General features: G+C 62.8%; 15 protein-coding genes. 5 read left to right on the top strand and 10 right to left on the bottom strand.

Annotation, left to right across the window (positions count from 1 at the left end):
- Window positions 1–165 precede the first annotated feature (165 nt).
- From NATTI_RS0112420 to NATTI_RS0112410, 3 genes are all read right to left on the bottom strand, one after another.
- On the bottom strand, window positions 166–882 hold the full coding sequence (locus tag NATTI_RS0112420) for a DUF2270 domain-containing protein (protein WP_006089790.1): 717 nt from the start codon (window positions 880–882) through the stop codon (window positions 166–168).
- A gap of 172 nt (window positions 883–1,054) precedes the next feature.
- Window positions 1,055–1,282 carry a hypothetical protein gene (locus tag NATTI_RS0112415; RefSeq protein WP_006089789.1) on the bottom strand — a complete coding sequence of 76 codons (228 nt, stop codon included), beginning with the start codon at window positions 1,280–1,282 and terminating at the stop codon, window positions 1,055–1,057.
- 153 nt (window positions 1,283–1,435) lie between these two features.
- Window positions 1,436–2,674 carry an NAD(P)/FAD-dependent oxidoreductase gene (locus NATTI_RS0112410; protein ID WP_006089788.1) on the bottom strand — a complete coding sequence of 413 codons (1,239 nt, stop codon included), beginning with the start codon at window positions 2,672–2,674 and terminating at the stop codon, window positions 1,436–1,438.
- Window positions 2,675–2,944: 270 nt separating this feature from the next.
- Here NATTI_RS0112410 and NATTI_RS0112405 point away from each other — a divergent pair, with 270 nt between their 5' ends.
- A complete protein-coding gene (locus NATTI_RS0112405; RefSeq protein ID WP_006089787.1) occupies window positions 2,945–3,538 on the top strand; it encodes a DUF6149 family protein in 594 nt (197 codons plus the stop codon).
- Between the two features lie 150 nt (window positions 3,539–3,688).
- On the top strand, window positions 3,689–4,927 hold the full coding sequence (locus NATTI_RS0112400) for a polysaccharide deacetylase family protein (protein ID WP_006089786.1): 1,239 nt from the start codon (window positions 3,689–3,691) through the stop codon (window positions 4,925–4,927).
- 103 nt (window positions 4,928–5,030) lie between these two features.
- Here the strand turns inward: NATTI_RS0112400 and NATTI_RS0112395 are convergent, their stop codons facing one another.
- From NATTI_RS0112395 to NATTI_RS0112385, 3 genes are all read right to left on the bottom strand, one after another.
- Window positions 5,031–6,392 (bottom strand): ABC transporter substrate-binding protein, encoded by a 1,362-nt coding sequence (locus NATTI_RS0112395; protein ID WP_006089785.1) that lies wholly within the window; start codon window positions 6,390–6,392, stop codon window positions 5,031–5,033.
- Between the two features lie 191 nt (window positions 6,393–6,583).
- The gene (locus NATTI_RS0112390) at window positions 6,584–7,951 is read right to left on the bottom strand and encodes an ABC transporter substrate-binding protein (protein ID WP_006089784.1); all 1,368 of its coding nucleotides are present in this window, start codon (window positions 7,949–7,951) and stop codon (window positions 6,584–6,586) included.
- A 387-nt stretch (window positions 7,952–8,338) separates the two neighbouring features.
- On the bottom strand, window positions 8,339–9,556 hold the full coding sequence (locus tag NATTI_RS0112385) for an ABC transporter substrate-binding protein (protein WP_006089783.1): 1,218 nt from the start codon (window positions 9,554–9,556) through the stop codon (window positions 8,339–8,341).
- Window positions 9,557–9,939: 383 nt separating this feature from the next.
- On the opposite strand from NATTI_RS0112385, the gene NATTI_RS0112380 reads away from it, so the two are divergent.
- Window positions 9,940–13,038, top strand: coding sequence for a methyl-accepting chemotaxis protein (locus tag NATTI_RS0112380; protein ID WP_027119139.1), 3,099 nt, complete (start codon window positions 9,940–9,942; stop codon window positions 13,036–13,038).
- Between the two features lie 193 nt (window positions 13,039–13,231).
- On the opposite strand, the gene NATTI_RS0112375 is transcribed toward NATTI_RS0112380, so the two are convergent.
- Window positions 13,232–13,429, bottom strand: a complete 198-nt coding sequence (locus NATTI_RS0112375; protein WP_006089781.1) for a hypothetical protein — start codon at window positions 13,427–13,429, stop codon at window positions 13,232–13,234.
- On the opposite strand from NATTI_RS0112375, the gene NATTI_RS0112370 reads away from it, so the two are divergent.
- Both NATTI_RS0112370 and NATTI_RS0112365 read left to right on the top strand, forming a co-directional pair.
- Window positions 13,428–14,309 (top strand): homoserine kinase, encoded by an 882-nt coding sequence (locus NATTI_RS0112370; protein WP_006089780.1) that lies wholly within the window; start codon window positions 13,428–13,430, stop codon window positions 14,307–14,309. The two genes, NATTI_RS0112375 and NATTI_RS0112370, sit on opposite strands and share 2 nt — an antisense overlap.
- 28 nt (window positions 14,310–14,337) lie before the next feature.
- The gene (locus NATTI_RS0112365) at window positions 14,338–14,688 is read left to right on the top strand and encodes a hypothetical protein (RefSeq protein WP_006089779.1); all 351 of its coding nucleotides are present in this window, start codon (window positions 14,338–14,340) and stop codon (window positions 14,686–14,688) included.
- A gap of 20 nt (window positions 14,689–14,708) precedes the next feature.
- On the opposite strand, the gene NATTI_RS0112360 is transcribed toward NATTI_RS0112365, so the two are convergent.
- From NATTI_RS0112360 to NATTI_RS0112350, 3 genes are all read right to left on the bottom strand, one after another.
- Complete coding sequence (locus NATTI_RS0112360; RefSeq protein ID WP_027119138.1) at window positions 14,709–15,491, bottom strand: kinetochore Spc7 family protein; 783 nt, start codon at window positions 15,489–15,491, stop codon at window positions 14,709–14,711.
- Window positions 15,492–15,585: 94 nt separating this feature from the next.
- Window positions 15,586–16,497 (bottom strand): pyridoxal 5'-phosphate synthase lyase subunit PdxS, encoded by a 912-nt coding sequence (pdxS, locus tag NATTI_RS0112355; RefSeq protein ID WP_006089777.1) that lies wholly within the window; start codon window positions 16,495–16,497, stop codon window positions 15,586–15,588.
- A gap of 117 nt (window positions 16,498–16,614) precedes the next feature.
- Window positions 16,615–17,400 carry an acetoacetate decarboxylase family protein gene (locus NATTI_RS0112350; RefSeq protein ID WP_006089776.1) on the bottom strand — a complete coding sequence of 262 codons (786 nt, stop codon included), beginning with the start codon at window positions 17,398–17,400 and terminating at the stop codon, window positions 16,615–16,617.
- Window positions 17,401–17,430: the final 30 nt, after the last annotated feature.

The following is a 17,430-nucleotide window of genomic DNA, read 5'->3' as shown; positions in this document are numbered from 1 at the left end:
GTAATTTGGAAGTGTACAGCTCGAAAAATGTAGTGATCGACAAATTCAGCCCCATAGAGAGCGAACGAAATCCGAGGTGTGATCAGTAGAGGGAAAGTGGGCATTGTTGAAACTCTTCTCAGCTGGTAGCTTCAATACCCCTGTTGATGCATACAGAGAACGAATTTATCGGTTCTCTTTCCAGTCGTCCGGGTCCCCTTCACGGAATTCACCCTTGGCATGGCGCTCGTGGGGCCAGAAGGTGACGCCCAACAGTACGACGTAGAACACACCCACAACGGCAACCACACCTATCCCGGGGATACGAGCGATTCCAGCGGTTGTCAGCCAGTCCTGGCGCGGCGCGAACGCTGTAATCCTGAAGACCCACGCGACCAAGAGGACACTGAGCAGAGCAAGGTACACACGCCGGAGCCGGTTTGCGAGTGCTTCGTATACCGAGACTTTCAGCGTCGGCCTGCGATAGTCCCTGCTCAGTTCCGCTCGCCAGTCGTGACTTTCAATGCCTTGGGACGGATCGAGGGCGTTTGCGAACAGGTTCTCTTGGATCACTCGAGCACGAGAGCGAAAGACGTCGTAGTCCCGGTACCGCCGTGCTTCGATGCCCAGAAAGATGGTGACGATAAGGACTCCGATCAGCAAGATATAGTGTGGGTTATCGGGACTCGAAAACGCCCACGTCAAGATTGCTGCCATCAGCGTCACCGCCCACGTCGTCGACTCGTCGAGGCGCTGCCGCCACGTCCCCACTCGGTCTATCTCTCCGCGATAGGCATGGGCCATCACCGAACCGAGTCCCGTACTGTCGTCAACCATTTCACGGCCGATCTCCCGTTGATCTGGCGCTGTTGGGTCGAACTCGTCGCTACTCGAATCGGTCATAGAGGAGAGACATCTCCTCGCTCCATAAGCAGTTATGATGACAGCATAATCTGAGTGTCATGTACTGGAGAACATCGAACAGTACGCAGTTGTAGTGTGCGGAAAGCTCACTGAAATGGCCATCTAACGAAGTGGGTTCGACGAATTCACCGACTCAGTACGTTCGTCCGTATCAGGCGCGAGCGACGCGGTAGTAGTCGGTGAAGACGATCACCTCACCCGACTCGAGGTCGACGTCGGCCTCCGAAACCGGCCGGTCGGCCGTCAGTGCGCTATAAAACGCGTCCAGTGTCTCCGTATCGAGTTGATCGACGTGACGAACGGTCGCCTCAGCCGTCACTGACTCGACTCGCTCGAGGTGTCGCGATCGCCGGAGGATTTCACTGGAGGCCAAGTTCATTGTTACCGAATGTCTTTCAGTATGTAACTGTTGCGGACAGACCAGTGAAACGAAGTGCCAACGCGGAGACCGAACGCTCTTCGGACAGTATCGATGGGAACCCGGGCGAGAAAATCGGTGACAATCGGCGGCGTTGATCGACCGCTCGCGAGATTACTGTTCCTGTTCCGGCGCGAGGTTATCGAGGTCGACCTGTTTCTCGAGGAGGACCTCGGCCTGATCGGAGACGACGCGTTGTTCGCGCATGAGCTGTTTGAATTTGCTCTGTGGCGAGAGGTCCCCGATAAGGACACCGCCGACGATCTTGCCGTCCTTGAACGCGACGCGACGCCACTCGGTGTCGCTGTACTTGCGCTCGGCGTGCTCGTCGCCGAGGGTGGGATGGCCGAAAGAAAGGAACGGGAAGTCGAAGTGGGTGATCGAGTACGAAGAGACCCACTGGAACTCCTCTTCCTCGGCGTCGGCCGCCATGTTCACCGCGGCGACGCGGCCCTGTTCTTTGGCCGACCCCCACGATCCGTTCTGGGCCTGCTCGCCAAGCAACACGTCGTAGAAGCGCGTGATGTCGCCGGCCGCGTAGATGTCGTCGACGTTGGTCTGCATGTACTCGTCGACGAGGATGCCGTTGTCCTGCTCGAGACCGGCTCCGCGGAGGAACTCCGTGTTGAACGTCAGGCCGATGGCGACGCCGGCAAAGTCACAGTCGTAACGCTCGCCGTTCGGATCGACGGCCGCGGTCACGGCGCCGTCGTCGTCGGTTTCGAAGTGGTCGACGCCGCTGTCGAAGACGGGTTCGACGCCGACGTCGCGCATTCCCTCGTGCATGATCTCCGCACCCTCACCCGAGAGCGCGTAGCGCCACCACCGATCGCCGCGCATCAGATACTTGCCGTCGACACCCTGTGCACCACAGACCGCGGCGAAGTCGATACCGAGGAGACCGGCACCGACGACGACGGCTTCGTCGGCCGCTTCGGCGCTCTCGCGGATCCCGCGTGCGTCCTGGAACGTCCAGAAGTGGTGGATCCCGTCGGCATCGCTGTTGTCGACGGGCAACTGCGTCGGCGTCCCGCCCGTCGCGACCAGCAGCTTATCGTAGGGGATGTCACCGCTGTCGTGGGTGTGGACGATGTTTTCGTCGGTATCGACGCTCGTCACGTGCGTGTTGAGCGAGAGTTCGATGTCGCGTTCCTCGTACCACTCTTCCTCGTGGATCGAGATGGGGGCTTCGGGGAGTTTTCCTTTCGCGTGTTCCTTGATGAGAATCCGATTGTACAGTGGCTCCCCCTCATCGGTGATGACGGTAATCTTCGCATCCGGGTCTTCTTCCCGGAGGGTCTCGGCAGCCGAGCTGCCCGAGATCCCGTCACCGATGATCACGTACTGGGTCATATCCAGAACGTTCGTAATGCGGGTTAAAGTGGGTTGCTATCTCGTCTATTTCGTCCAGCTGCCTGATCGAAGACAACGATCGTGATCTATCTTCCAAATATTGTAACGGTCGGTAGCGAAACGACGCTGGCTCCGTTCCAATTCTGAATATTGCACGATTTGCCGTTGTTTTTGACAGTTCCGAACCGGGCGAATGTCGTCCGCCGGTCACCCGACCGGGGTACGTCGTTAGCCAAACCGTTATTGACGTGTCCCTCCGTAGACGGCGATATGAAACTCCGTCAAAACGTTCGTCACTTTGCTTCTCGCAAGGCTCTCGAGACGCCGGTCGTTCGCTCGGTCGCGACGTCGGGGCTGGTTCGCATGCACACCAAGATCTTCCTCGGGAAAGCCGACCCCGAGCACGCAGACGAGCGAAAGGAGCGACTCGACGCGCTCTTCGACGCGACGATGGATAGCTATCTGAAGGCGCTACAGGAGGAGTACTCGGAGGCCGAGGCCCGCGAAATCACCCACATTCAGGCTAACTTCGACTTCTACAACCACGGCTGGACCGAGATGATGGAGATCCCGATCGATGAGCTCGAGGCCCACCACGACCGCTACGGGGAGTTCTTCGGGCGCTGGGATATCACGATCGACGACCCGCTCGGCCAGTTCGCACCGCCGGAGGGGCTTCCCGAGGCACCTTCGACGCCCGAACGACTCGAAGACCCCGAGCATCCCCACGCCGAGGGCGGGTTCGCGGACGACGTCTACGTCGAAACCGAAGACGGCGAACTCATCGTCGGTGGACAGGCTGAACCCGACGACGCCGACGTCTCGAAGGCCGTTGGAGTCAGCGACGAGGATCTCGAGGACTGAATCGTCCCGTACGACGGCTGTAAACGCCATTCGGCCGATCGCTCGGCGAGTAGAACGGTCGCCGAACAACCGTTTAGATTTTGGTTTCTTTTCGGAGAGTGACAGTAACGGCTGCGTAACAATAGTGATTGCTGATCTGTTTTCTCGTCAATGAACCGACGAACGTACCTCGCCGTCGCAACGTCAGCAGCGGCTGGGCTCGCCGGCTGTACCGACGCCACGTTTCTCGACTCGAATTCGGGAAACGGCGACGACGACGGATCGACCTCGACCGGCAACGGTGACGAGTCGCGGGACTACCCCGACGCCGCGGGAACCGACGACGACTTCGAAGACCTCGACGTCTGGGACGTCACTGGCGGTACGCTGACGGCCGACGAGAGCCGAGCGCTCATCGGCTCGCAGAGCGCTCGGTTTGAGGTGACGGAAGGGAGTGCCAGACTCGCAAAAACGTTCTCGGAGTCTCGCGAATTGACTGACGTCGTTCCCGGCGTCGCGGTCGCGTCGGACAACCTCGTCGTCCCGTGGCTCCGACTGGTCGACAGCGAACGCAACTCGATCGAGTATCGGCGCGGGATCACCCCCGATCTGCCGCTCGATCGGTACAACTTCGGCGTGACAGACGTCGACGACGGGTTCGACGCGGGAAGCGTCGACGAGGTACACCTTCAGATAAGCACGGGCGAGGGCCAAGAGCGGACGGTCTGGTTCGACGACTTCCACTTCACGCCCCGGCCGGAGACGGGGAAGGTGATGATCCAGTTCGACGACGCTCACAAGACGGACTACACGAAGGCGCTGCCGATCTTAGAGGAGTACGGCTATCCGGCGGTCACGTTCATCAACCCCGACTACGTCGAACGCGGTGAAGCCGGCGGGGATCCGCGGGTGACGACCGACGAAGTCCACGAACTCCACGACGCCGGCTGGTGCGTCGCGAATCACACCATGAGTCACCCGCGGTTGCCCGAACTCAGCGCGGCGGAGCAGGAAGCCGAGATCCGCGACGGGAAGGAGTGGCTCATCGATCAGGGGTTCGAAGACGACGCCGAGTACTTCGCGTACCCGTTCGGCCAGTACGACGCAACGACGATCGAACTCGTCGACGACTACCACTCGATCGGCTTCGCCGGCGGGCGGCCCGTCCAGGGATACACCACGAACACGCGGCTGGCCTCCCGCATCGGCGAACCCGACGTCGAGCGCGTCGAGCGAGCGCTCGAGCGGACGGCCGAGATGAGAGGCATCACGTCGATGTTCTACCACCGCCTCGAGGGCGAGGATCTCGAGGCGTTCGAAACGCTAGTCGAGACGGTCCACGAGTACGAATCGAGCGGTGAGATCGAGATTATTCTACCGCAGGATCTCGAGGAACGCTACCTGTTCTGACGCCGGGTTCGCGTTGGAGTGTCGCTTCGCGATATCGTCCCACTTGCCGCGTACAGGTCCGTCTCGGCGGCGTAATGGAAGGCGTTCGAAACGGTCAGCGCGTTCACGCGAGCCACGGCGGCGTTACGTAGTCGGCGGTGGCCTGTTCCTCGGGCCAGACGACCTCCTGGACGCCCTCGCCGTCTTCGTTTTCCTGCCACTGGAAGTAGAGGGTGTCTTCCTTCCGATAGATGAGATCGTGTGTGAACTCGTGGTTCCGATCGTGGAACTCCGCGGTGCCGGCCGCACCGGTAAACGAGGCGTCCTCGATAGTCCCGACGAGGGCGTCGGCATCGAGCGTTCCCGATTCCTCGACCGCGTGGGCGAACAGCATGACCGCGTCGTAGGTGTGATAGCCCGTGTAGACGGGGTTCGAACCGTCGAAGGCGTCCTGATAGGCCGTGACGAACGGCTGGGTCTTCTCGGTGATCGTACTGGTCGCCGTCGCACTGGTTTGACCGACGCCGTATCGACACGCCCCGCCAACCATGTCGTAGTACGCCGGCAACTGCATCGGGACGTGGATGCCGCCGAACGCGAACGGTCGCGGCTGGGGCTCGGGGTCGGGTCGATTCGGGTACGACCAGTCTAGAAGCGCCTCGTTCCCGGTGTGGGCCGTCGTGATGAATACCGCGTCGGCACCCACCGATTCGGCTTCGTCGTAGAGCTCCGAGAAGTCGTCCGTCGCCGGTGGATACCGCTCTTCCATCGCGATTTCGACGCCCGTATCCCCGAGTTGTTCCTGATAGACCTCCCACGGCCGTTCGGTCCACTGGTAATCTTCCGCGAGGAGCGCAACGGACTCCCAGCCGAGGTCCGGGCCCATGTCGTCGATGAGGTCGATCTGCATCTGCCCGAGGTCGGCGTCGTTGTTCGGCCCGACCCGGAAATGGTACTTGTACCGATCGTACTCCTCGTGTACGAGTCTGCTGGCCGCCGTCGTCGCCGCGCCCGAGGTGAGATGAATCGTCTCCTGCTCGGCGATGTCGCCCATGATGTTCATGAGCGCCTCGCTCGCGAAGACGCCGACCGTCACGTCGGCCCCTTCCTCGAGGACGAGTCGCTGGTACTGGCGACGCGCCTCGAGCGGGCTCCCGTTCGTATCGCCGACGACCATATCGACGTCCTGGCCGTCGATCCCGCCGTTCTCGTTGAGTTCGCTGACAGCGACCTCCGCGGCTCGGACGATCGACTGACCGATGTAGTCGCTGTCCGGATCCGGGGCCAATACCCCGATCGTCACCGATTCCTCCTCGGCGCTGCTCCCGACCATAGTCTCGTAAGAGCTGAGACAGCCCGCGAAGGAGACGCCGGCGATGGTCCCTCCTGTCGTTCTGAGCAGGGTCCGCCGATTCAGTCGTCGCCGTCCTCCTCTCGCACTCGAGTGCGTTCGGTCCTCCGTATCGTGGCCCTCGGGCCCGGTCATATTGAACTCCGTTCACAGCTACCTATGATAATAGTTGCCAAGCGACTATCAGAACTGATTTTTTGAGAGTGGCTACTGGAACACGAGTCTCGAAGGATTTCGGCCGACGACGAACGCACCGGTGTCGGACCCCTCCCACTCCTAAAGGGGTGGGCTTCTTCTTTGCAGTTATGTGAACGATGAAGCGTTCGTCACCGGTCTGCGAGCCACGGTGGCGTTACGTACTCGCTCGTCGCGTACGACTCGGGCCAGATGACCTCTCTGACGCCCTCGCCGTCGTCGTTTTCCTGCCACTGGAAGTAGATGCCAACCGTCGTATCGTCCGTTTCGTCGTACACTCGGTCGTGCGCGTGATCGTGGTCCGTATCGTAGAACTCAACGGTTCCGGTCGCACCGGTGTACTCGATTTCCTCGAGTTCCGAGATCAGTTCGTCGGTTTCCGTCGTCCCGGTGCGCTCGACGGCCTCGGCGAACAGCGCGACCGAATCGTACGTGTAGTAGCCCATATCCTGTGGGTAGGAGTCGAACGTGTCGTAATAGCGATCAATGAACTGCGGCGTCACCTCGGTGATTTCGCTCTCCTCCGTCGCGGCCGAGTAGCCCAGCCCGTACCGACACGCACCGTTCGTGTCCTCGTAGTACGTCGGCAACTGCATCGGGACGTGGATCCCGCCGAACGCGAACGGCTGCGGCTGGGGTTGGGGATCGGGGCGGTTCGGGTACGACCAGTCGAGGAGCGCGTCGGTACCCGTGTGTGCGGTCGAGATGAACACCGCGTCGGCGCCCGCCTCGACGACCTCGTCGTACATCTCCGAGAAATCGTTCGTCGCCGGCGGATAGCGCTCCTCCATCACGACATCGACGGGGGTGTCGCCGAGCTGGTCCTGATAGATGCGCCACGGTTCGTCAGCCCAGGGATAATCCTCCGCGAGCACCGCGATCGACTCCCAGCCGATATCGGTCGCGACATCGTTCATGAAGTTGATCTGTGCCCGACCGAGGTCGACGTCGTTTGTCGGCCCGACCCTGAAGTGATACTTGTAGCGGTCGTACTCCTCGTGCACTCGCCGGCTTGCAATCTGAGTCGCCGAGCCGGTGGTGAGATGAAGGGTCTCCTGCTCGGCGATGTCGTCCATGATGTTGACGAGCGCCTCGCTCGCGAAGGTTCCAACCGTCACGTCCGCACCCTCCTCGAGGATGAGCCGCTGGTACTGCCGGCGGGCCTCGAGCGGGCTCCCGTTCGTATCGCCGACGGCCAGTTCGACCTCCTTGCCGTCGATACCGCCGTTCTCGTTGAGTTCGTCGACGGCGACCGCGGCTGCCTGAGCCATCGACCGGCCGACGAAGTTGCTCTCGGGTTCGGGAGCCAGCATCCCGATCGTGATCGTCTCCTCGTCGCCGCTGGCTCCGGTAATGGACTCGTAGGAACTGAGACAGCCCGCGAGAGAGACACCTGCGGTCCCGCCGGCAGTCACTTTGAGCAGCGTCCGTCGGTCTAGCGACCCGGGTCGCCCGTTCGAACCGAAGTCGCCCTCACCACGACACCCACGTTTATTCATACCATGCAGTTGTTATCTCCTTGGTTCCTTAATGTTTGTGGGCAAATAGTACAGGACGGAACGATACGGAAGAATCAGTGGAGCTTCGACGCCAACTACCGGATACGAGGAAATGTATGTTTGGTTTACTCTCGTTTAATTAGATTATTTCCGATGTGAATGTGGGTGGCCAAATCTGCATCGAAATGACGGTACCGGTCGAGTCGAAACCGGAGCCAGTTCGAGTCGCCGCCGAATCGAGAAACGGTCGTTCGTTTGCGGCTACTGCGCTCTCACCTCGATGTCACCATCCAAAGCGAACTTCCGTCACCATCCAAAGCAAACCTCCGTCGCCGTCCGAAGCGAACCCCGCCACCAAAACCGGCTGCAGACGGGGCGATCGATCGCCTACAACCAGCTGGCGTCGACGTAGTCAGCGGTTGCCTGATCGCGGGGCCAGATCGTCTCCTGAATTCCCTCTCCATCGCCGTCCTCTCGCCACTGGAAGAAGACCGGGTGGACGTTGTCTTCGCCGTACACGACATCGTGAGCGTGCGGGTGATCCCGATCGTAGAACTCGATCGTTCCGGTCGTCCCGGTGTGTTCGGTGGCCTCGAGTTCGTCGACGAGGACGTCGCTGTCGAGGGAGTCGGCCCGCTCGACCGCCTCGGCGAACAGGTTGACCGCGTCGTAGGCGATGTAACCGGTGTAGACCGGGGTGGTCCCGTCGTGGAACGCCTCGTAGTCGTCGACGAACGGCTGGGTGTACTCGGTCAGTTCGCTCGTCGCCGTCGCGCTGGCGTACCCGACCCCGTACCGACAGGCGCCGCCGACCATGCCGTAGTACTCCGGCAGTTGCATGGGAACGTGGATGCCGCCGAAGGCGAACTCCCGCTGGTCCATCGCCCAGTCCAGTATCGCGTCCGTTCCGGTGTGGGCGGTCGAAATGTAGGCGGCGTCCGCACCCGACTCCACGACGGCGTCGTAGATGTCGGAGAAGTCGTTGGTCGCCGGCGAGTACCGGTCCCACATCGTCACGTCGGTCGTGTCGGTCGGCAAGTTCTCCTCGAACGTCTCCCACACGCCGTCGTTCCAGGCGTAGTCTTCGGCCAGCATCGCGACCGAGTCCCACCCGATTTCGGGCCCCATCTCGTCCAGAAAGTCGAGTTGCACCTCGCCCAGCGTGACGTCGTTGACCGGTCCGGCACGGAAGTGATACTTGTAGTCGTCGTACTGTTCGTGGACGAGTTGGCTCACGGACGACGTTGCGGAGCCTGCCGTGATGTGGATCGTCTCCTGTTCGGCGATCTTGTCGATAATCCCCTGCAGCGCTTCGGTCGCGAACACACCGATCGTGACGTCTGCACCTTCTTCGAGGACGAGGCGATCGTACTGACGGCGGGCCTCAACCGGACTGCCGTTCGTGTCGCCGACGACAGTCTCGATCTCTCGGCCGAGAATCCCATCCTCGTCGTTGAGCTGGTCGACGGCGAGTTCGACCCCGTGTTCGATCGATCGACCGATGAAGTCGCTGTTCGGATCCGGCGTCAGTATCCCGATCGTGATCGGTTCCTCGCCGTCGCTCGAGCCGGCGACGGTTTCGTACGCATCGAGACACCCCGCCACCGAGACACCGGCCGCTCCACCCGCTGCCGCTTTGAGGAGTGTACGGCGCTCCAGTGTAGAAGACGCGGTCGACAAAGTACGTGCATCCCTGCACCTCTCTTCGGTCATGTTAGTTTGAAATTCCGCCCTCCATTTCTTAACAGTTATGGAGAGTATCTCACAACGGTCGAACGGCGTGAACGCAGTTTCGACACAGCGTACTGATTGGAAGATCTTTCCGGATACGCCGCCTCAGAACAAATTTCAACACGGGGAGAGAGTTTTTCGACCGAATGGAGAGCTATCTCTCCCCCCGGTGAAAATACCACTTTGATAATTGATTATCAGCTCCGATAACGGCGGCTGACAATTTATGTAGGGACACTCTCACCCCTACTGTATCTATGGACGTCTTTCGACGATTGGTACCATCAGCTATCCGCCGTCGATACGCGGTCAAGTTCGGGATCGTGCTATTGATACTCGGTTTGGGGGTTGGGCTGGTCGGATTCGGTGCGACCGCTGGAATCACGGATCAGGTGGAGGATCGTGTACAGGACGATCACACGTCGTTCGCCAGCCAGGAAGCACAGAATCTGCAGATGTGGAACGAACAAAACGAGCATACGATCGGGGTGATCGCTTGGTCCGATGTCGTCGCCAGTGACGAACCGGACGCGATCGAAGAACGGTTCCTCGACTGGGAGGAACACCTCGACGCGGACACACACGCGATAAGTTACGTCGACACCGACGAGGAGACGGTCCTCGCGAGTACGAACCTCGACACCGGAGGCGAAGAGCCGACGACGGTCGACGAGATCGACGGCGTCCCTGCAGAAGCCTACGAGGAAGCCGCCGAAACGGAGGGCGTTCCGTGGGTCTCCGAGGCCTACACCGTCGACCGCGAACTCGGCGATGAGCAAGTTACCGTGATGACCTACGTGCTGTCGGTTCCGAACGAAGACGACAGGGCCATCGTCTACACGGCGGAACTCGAGGCGCACGCGAACCGCCTCGCCGACGACGACGGGATCACAACGATGGTCGTCGACGGTGATAACAACGTCATGGCCGACAACAAGGGCTACGGCGAAGACCACGAGACGCTCGGTCTCGCCTACGGCGACCAGAACGCCGACACCATCGTCGAGCCGGCACGAACCGAAGGCGCCGGAACGCATCAGGTTCCCGGATCCGCGCTGAGCTTCGACACCACTGCCTACGACTTCAGCGACGACGAGGACTACGTCGTCAGTTCGGCACGCGTACTGGGGACCGACTGGGTCGTCGTGACCCACGAACCCGAGAGTCAGGCGTACGGATTCGTCAACACCGTCAACGACTGGGGTATCTACGCGACGCTCGCAGGCGTGCTCATGATCGGCCTGATCGGTGCCGTACTCGGACGGAACACGGCCGTCTCGATCGACCGCCTCACCGACAAAGCGAGCAAGATGGAAGAGGGCGATCTCGACGTCGACTTAGAAACCAAACGCGTCGACAACATCGGCCGACTGTACAACGGGTTCGACTCGATGCGCGTCGCCCTCCGCGAACAGATCGAAGAGGCCGAAGCCGCCCGCGAGGACGCCGAACGCGAACGCAAGCGGGTGGAAGAGATTAACGGTCACTTGGAGGAGAAAGCCGACGAGTACAGCGACGTCATGGAGGCGGCCGCCGACGGTAATCTGACCGCTCGGATGGACGCCGAAAGCGATAACGAGGCGATGGCGGAGATCGCCGACGAGTTCAACCAGATGCTCGAGGAGATCGAGGGGACGGTGGCCGAACTCAACCGGTTCGCAACCGACGTCGCGACCGCCTCCGAGCAGGTGACCGCCTCGAGCGAAGAGGTTCGATCCGCCTCCCAGCAGGTCACCGAATCGATCCAGGAGATCTCAGACGGTGCGGAGCGACAGAACGAGTCGCTCCAGTCGGTCAACCAGGAGATGAGCGGCCTCTCGACGACGACCGAAGAGATCGCCGCCTCTTCGAACGAGGTCGCAGACATCGCGGAACGGACAGTCGACACCGGCCAAAAGGGTCAGCAGGCGGCCCAGGAGGCCATCGCTGCGATGAACCAGATCGAGACGGAAGCGGGCGGTGCCGTCGACGAGATCCGCCGGCTCGAGGAGGAGGTCCAGCAGATCGACGAACTGATCGCGACGATTTCGGAGATCGCGCGCCAGACAAACATGCTGGCACTGAACGCCAACATCGAAGCCTCTCGCTCCGCGGCGGGCGGACAGGACGACGAAGGCTTCTCCGTGGTCGCAAAGGAGGTCAAGGCCCTCTCCGAGGACGTCGCGGAAGCGGCCGACGAGGCGGAAGACCGCCTCGAGGCGATCCGCGAGCGGACCGAACAGTCCGCCGACGAAGTCGCAGGTACCAGCGAGAACATCGAAGACGCCGGCGAACAGGTCGAAGAAGCCGTGAAGGCGCTCGAAGAGATCGCCGACCTCGCACAGGAGACCAACATCGGTGTCCAGGAGATCTCCGCGGCGACCGAAGAGCAGGCCGCCTCGACGCAGGAAGTCGTCGCGATGGTCGACGATGCCGCGACGGTCTCCGAGGAGACCACCTCCGAAGCCGAAAACGTTGCCGCGGCGGCCGAAGAGCAGACCACCGCACTGACCGAAGTGACGAAGTCCGCCTCGAATCTTTCCGGACAGGCCGCAGAGCTCTCCGAGGCGCTCGACCGGTTCGATACCGACGCCGACCGCGCGGATCTCGAACTGGACTTCGACGAGGACGACGATCCGGACCTGCCTGGACTCGAGACCGACGACGAGGCGTCCACAGAGCGGGCTAACACGGCAACGGACGAACGAAGCCAGGGCCAGGGGATCACGCTCGAGTCGAGCCAGTCTGAGACCGGTGACTCCGCTGAACCGACCGAATCGGATTCGGAGCGGTCGACCGAGACGTTCCAGACCGAGTCGACCGACACGGCGGCCCAGTCGGGGATCGGTGGCGAGCCGTCGGCCGGCCCGGGATCGGCCCCCAACGCGCTCGAGTCGGAGCCCGCCGAGACCGACGCCGAACCGGCGACAGCAGCTGACACCGAGCAAGAGCCATCGGCGACCGACGCCGATCAGACGGCGGGTGGCGCGACCGAACTCGGTGCCGAAGAGATTCTCGGGATCGACGAGGAGACCGACGCGGACCACGCGGCCGGCGAACCGGCATCCGAGTCGGAGCCCGAACCAGCCGCTGACGACGGCACCGATCCGCTCGGAGACGACGCTACGGAGCCGGGTGAAGACGCTCCCGATCCGCTCGGAGACAGCGGTGCAGAACAGTTCGGTGACGAAATCGCAGAACCGCTCGAACCGGTCGAGGAGACCGAACCCGAGACCGACGCAGGGTCCGAAGCGACCGACGGCGAGAGCACTGGCGATCAGGACGAGGTCGAAAACACCAGCAGCCAGGACGACGCGGACGACACTGTCGAAAACGACGACGACGTGTTCACGTTCGGGAACACGGACGACGAGTAACGGTCCGCGCTCGAATCGAATCGAACCGCGATAGCCGATCGCCCTCGGTGGGAGTTGCCGGCGGCGATCCGCCGAAGACGTCCGGAATCCGTGTTCGCTGTTTTCACGATCGCTTGTCGAGTGGAGAGCGCGTCGAGCGGCGTTTCAGAGCCTCAGCGATAGTCGTTCCGCAGGTCGGCCCTCTCTCGAGCACCTACGGCGCGCTGACGGCGGGTGTGGACGAGCCGAACCGGGCCTCGAGCAGCGGACGGGAGAACGCGTCGTAGATAGCGTCGGACGCGCTCGCGAACGAACCGTTCGACTGGACCGTCGCCCCGCTGGGGGATCGATCGCCCATCGGGCCGTCGCGGTCCGCTACCTTTTTGCCTGCAGTCTCGGAAGCAATCGGCATGCTCACCGTGCGGGCACCGGCGACGAGTGCGAACCTCGGGAGTGGCTTCGACGTCTTCGGTGTCGCCCTCGGGACGCCCGCCGACGTGGTTCGGGTCGAACGCGCGCCGGAAACGCGAATCTCGATCACCGGCGCCGGCAGCCAGTACATCCCGGAGGATCCGAAACAGAACACCGTCGGCGCCGTTGCCGACGCGCTCGACGCACCGGCCCACATCAAGATCGACAAGGGAGTCAGGCCCTCATCAGGGCTCGGCTCGTCGGCCGCGAGCGCGGCCGCGGCGGCCGTCGCGCTCAACGCGCTCTACGACCGCGGCCTCTCGCGAGAAGAACTCGTCCCGATCGCCGCCGAAGGAGAGGCGCTCGTCTCCGGTGAAGCCCACGCCGATAACGTCGCTCCCTCGCTGCTGGGCGGCTTTACCGTCGTCACCGACGACGATGTCACCCAGGTCGACGCGCAGATTCCCGTCGTGGCCTGCCTCCCCGAACAGTCGGTATCGACTCGCGACGCGCGCGGCGTCGTCCCCGACTCCGCCACACTCGAGGACGTCGTCGACACCGTCGGCAACGCATCCACGCTCACCGTCGGCATGACCCGGAACGACCCCGAACTCGTCGGCCGCGGAATGAACGACGCCATCGTCACGCCCCGGCGCACCGCGCTGATCGACGGCTACGACGACGTCCGCGAGGCGGCCCTCGAGGCGGGCGCGACCGGCGTCACGGTCAGCGGGGCCGGCCCGGGAATCCTCGCGGTCTGTCACCAGCAGGATCAACGGGAGATCGCCGGTGCGATGGTCGATGCGTTCGAAGACATCGGGATCGATTGCCGCGCCTACCAGACCCACGTCGGCGAGGGTGCGCGGCTGTACCGGGACTGATTGTCACCGTCACCTCGAGCAGACACAGATGGGAGCTCGAACCGACGCTGCACTCACGATACTCGTTCTCGTCGCCGTCGGTATCGCATTCGTTCTGGTCGACGCGTCGCTGTCGCCGCTCGCGCTCGCCCTCGGCGGACTCGGCACGATTGCGTTCGAACTCGTCGCCGCTCGAGACGTCGCGACCGTTCGAGAGTACTGGGAACGGCCCGTGGTACAGGCACTGTCCGTCATCGTCGCGTTGCTCGTCGTCGCCGTCGGCGCTTCCATCGCGCCAACCGTGGTGCTATCGCTGTTCTGTGGCGGAGCGATAACGTACCTCGCGTTTCTCGGACTCGTCGGTGTGGGGCTCGTTCCGCCACCGCGTACGTGGTGGTGAGGCCCGCTGGTCGCGTCGGCTCACCGCTTCGAGCCGCGGGCCGTCTTCCAGCGCCGGCCGTAGATCCGCGGGAGTGCATCGACCTTCGCCCCGCGAACGTTGCTCGGGACGGTCGACACGCGCGTGGAGACGCTGGCCGGCAGCGGACCGGCGGGAACCAACGACACCGTCGTCGGATTGTTCGAGACCGGCCGTCGGCCGGTGTAGCCGGAACCGCGCTGTTTCGACTCGTACAGGTCTTCGAATTTCGAGTGGCCCTCGAGAACACCTCTTCGGGCGGTTTTCGCCGCCTTCTTCGCCTGCTGCTGGAGCGCTGCATCCGACGCGTCGGCTTTCACGTCGTCGACGAACGACCCGACGTCGGCAGCCGCCTCGGAGTCGCCGGAGGAGTCGAGTGCGTCGGGGGCGACGACGTCCTCAAGTTCGGCTTTGAGCTGTCGCAGCTCTTTTTGAAAATCGACGAGGTCGACGGTGTTCCAAAGCTCTCGGAGGTGGATAACGTGCCGGATCGTGCTGAGATCCAGCGCTATATCCGGATCCTTCTCACGAATCGCCTCCGGGAGTTCGTCTAGCTCGAAGAGGTCCGGCAACGCCGACACCTCGACGACGTCCGGCAACTTCTCGAGATCGATCGTCCCGAAGAGGTCCTCGACTTCCTCGACGACGTCCCAGAGTTCTGCTGCCGTCGCCGACAACGTCTCGTCCGACTCGTCGCTGGTGGTTTCCTCGAGTAACCGGGCGGTTCCCGTTTTGAGGGTCTCGGACAGCTGCTCGAACGTGGTCAAAGACGGTGCCTGACTCATACGTACCGCAGGCGGCGTACGGCAAAAACGGAGGTGCTTGCTGAACGGTCGTAGAGAGGGGACGCCAAAGCAGCTATTTCCCGTCTACGGCCGATCAGACGCCCCGACCCTGGAGTTTCTCTTCTTCGTCGAGATCGGCGTTCGCGTCGCCTTTCATCCCCTTGCCGAGGTTCTTCGAGATCTCGGCGAGGCGTTCGGGGTCGTCCCAGTTGTTCGTCGCCTCGACGATTGCCTCGCCCATCTCGACGGGGTTCTCCGCGCCGAAGATCCCGCTGCCGACGAAGATGCCGTCGCACTCGTGGTGCATCATGAGCGCGGCATCGGCCGGCGTCGCGATGCCGCCCGCCGCGAAGTTGACGACCGGAAGGCGGCCCATCTCGGCGGTTTCGTGGACCAGTTCCGCAGGGGCTTCGATCTCGCGAGCGTAGGCCTCGCGCTCCTCGTGTTTCATGCCCTCGAGTTTGCGAATCGCGCCCTTGATCGTTCGCTGGTGGTGGACGGCCTGATTGACGTCGCCAGTGCCGGCCTCTCCCTTGGTTCGGATCATCGCCGCGCCCTCGTCGATGCGGCGGAGCGCCTCGCCGAGATTCCGAGCGCCGCAGACGAACGGGGCGGTGAAGTCACGCTTGTCGATGTGGTAGGCGTCGTCGGCGGGAGTGAGCACTTCGGACTCGTCGATCATGTCGACGCCGACGGCCTCGAGAATCTGAGCCTCCTTCGTGTGGCCGATACGGGACTTCCCCATCACCGGAATCGAGACTTCGTCGACGATCTCTTCGACGTCCGCGGGATCGGCCATCCGGGCGACGCCGCCGCGCTTGCGGATATCCGCGGGGACGGCCTCGAGGGACATGACGGCGACGGCACCGGCATCCTCGGCGATACGAGCCTGCTCTTTATTGACGACGTCCATGATGACGCCGCCTTTTTGCATTCGGGCGAATCCGCGCTTGACGAGGTCGGTCCCGCGTCGTAGCTCCTCGAGATCGGTCTCCGTTTCGGTCATACTCCGCTGTTAGGAGCCACCACACTTACGCGTATCCGTTCCGGATACGACTGGTTGACGAGCCGAGATGCTGCGAGACGGATCGGCACGATCACTCGCGAGGAACCGACTGTAGGGTCACAGCGCATCGACCGAATCGCCCGCGTGGAGCCGCGCTCGAGCACGGGAACCGTACAGACGCGCGAGCGGTCGATTCCAGCAGCCCAGCGTCGCCCGCAGCTCGGACCCGATCTCGAGCGACGTTCCCACCGGCGAGTCGACGGCGATCTCCCCTCGAATCCGGGCCCGCGACCGCAACAGGTCGCCGTCCAGTGTCGTGTAACTCCACATCGTCCAGTCGCGATCGCGGGTGGCGACTCGCGTTCGCGGACGCGGGACCTCGAGACGGACGGCCGACATCCCGGTTTCGCCATCACCGACGACAGCGCGCAGCCCCCGTGGCCCATCCGTCACCGTGATCTCGGCTCGTTCCTTCGGGTAGCCCCAGATCTCGCGCCCAAGCGCGACCGACGCGTCGGTCGTCACCGGCAGCCAGTGGACGTAGCCGCCGACCTCGCCGTCAATCAACTGGGCGAACGGGAGCGTTGTCCGACTCCCGCGAACGGCTGGGACGATAACCGCGAACTCGTCGTAGGGCTCGAGACCCGTCTCGCCGTCGTTCGCTCCCTCGCCGTCGTTTCCGCCGCCGCCGACGCGGTGGTACTGAATCCCGACGAGCGTCACGCAGCCGATACCCGGTGCAATCGCCAGCGACGAGAGATCGGCCGGCAACAGCGCCTCGAGTCGATCCCGTCGAGCCGGGACCGTGACGCCGCCGAGCGCGAACTCGAGGTCGAGCGGCAGGGCGATTTCGTGGCCGGTCGAGAGGGTCACTCGAGGTCCATCGTCGGTCCCGCAGTTCATACGGGACGTGACGACGCGATACCGGATAGT

The sequence above is a fragment of the Natronorubrum tibetense GA33 genome, from assembly GCF_000383975.1.
GTDB classification, from domain to species: domain Archaea; phylum Halobacteriota; class Halobacteria; order Halobacteriales; family Natrialbaceae; genus Natronorubrum; species Natronorubrum tibetense.
This window is presented reverse-complemented; position numbering and strand designations above follow the sequence as displayed.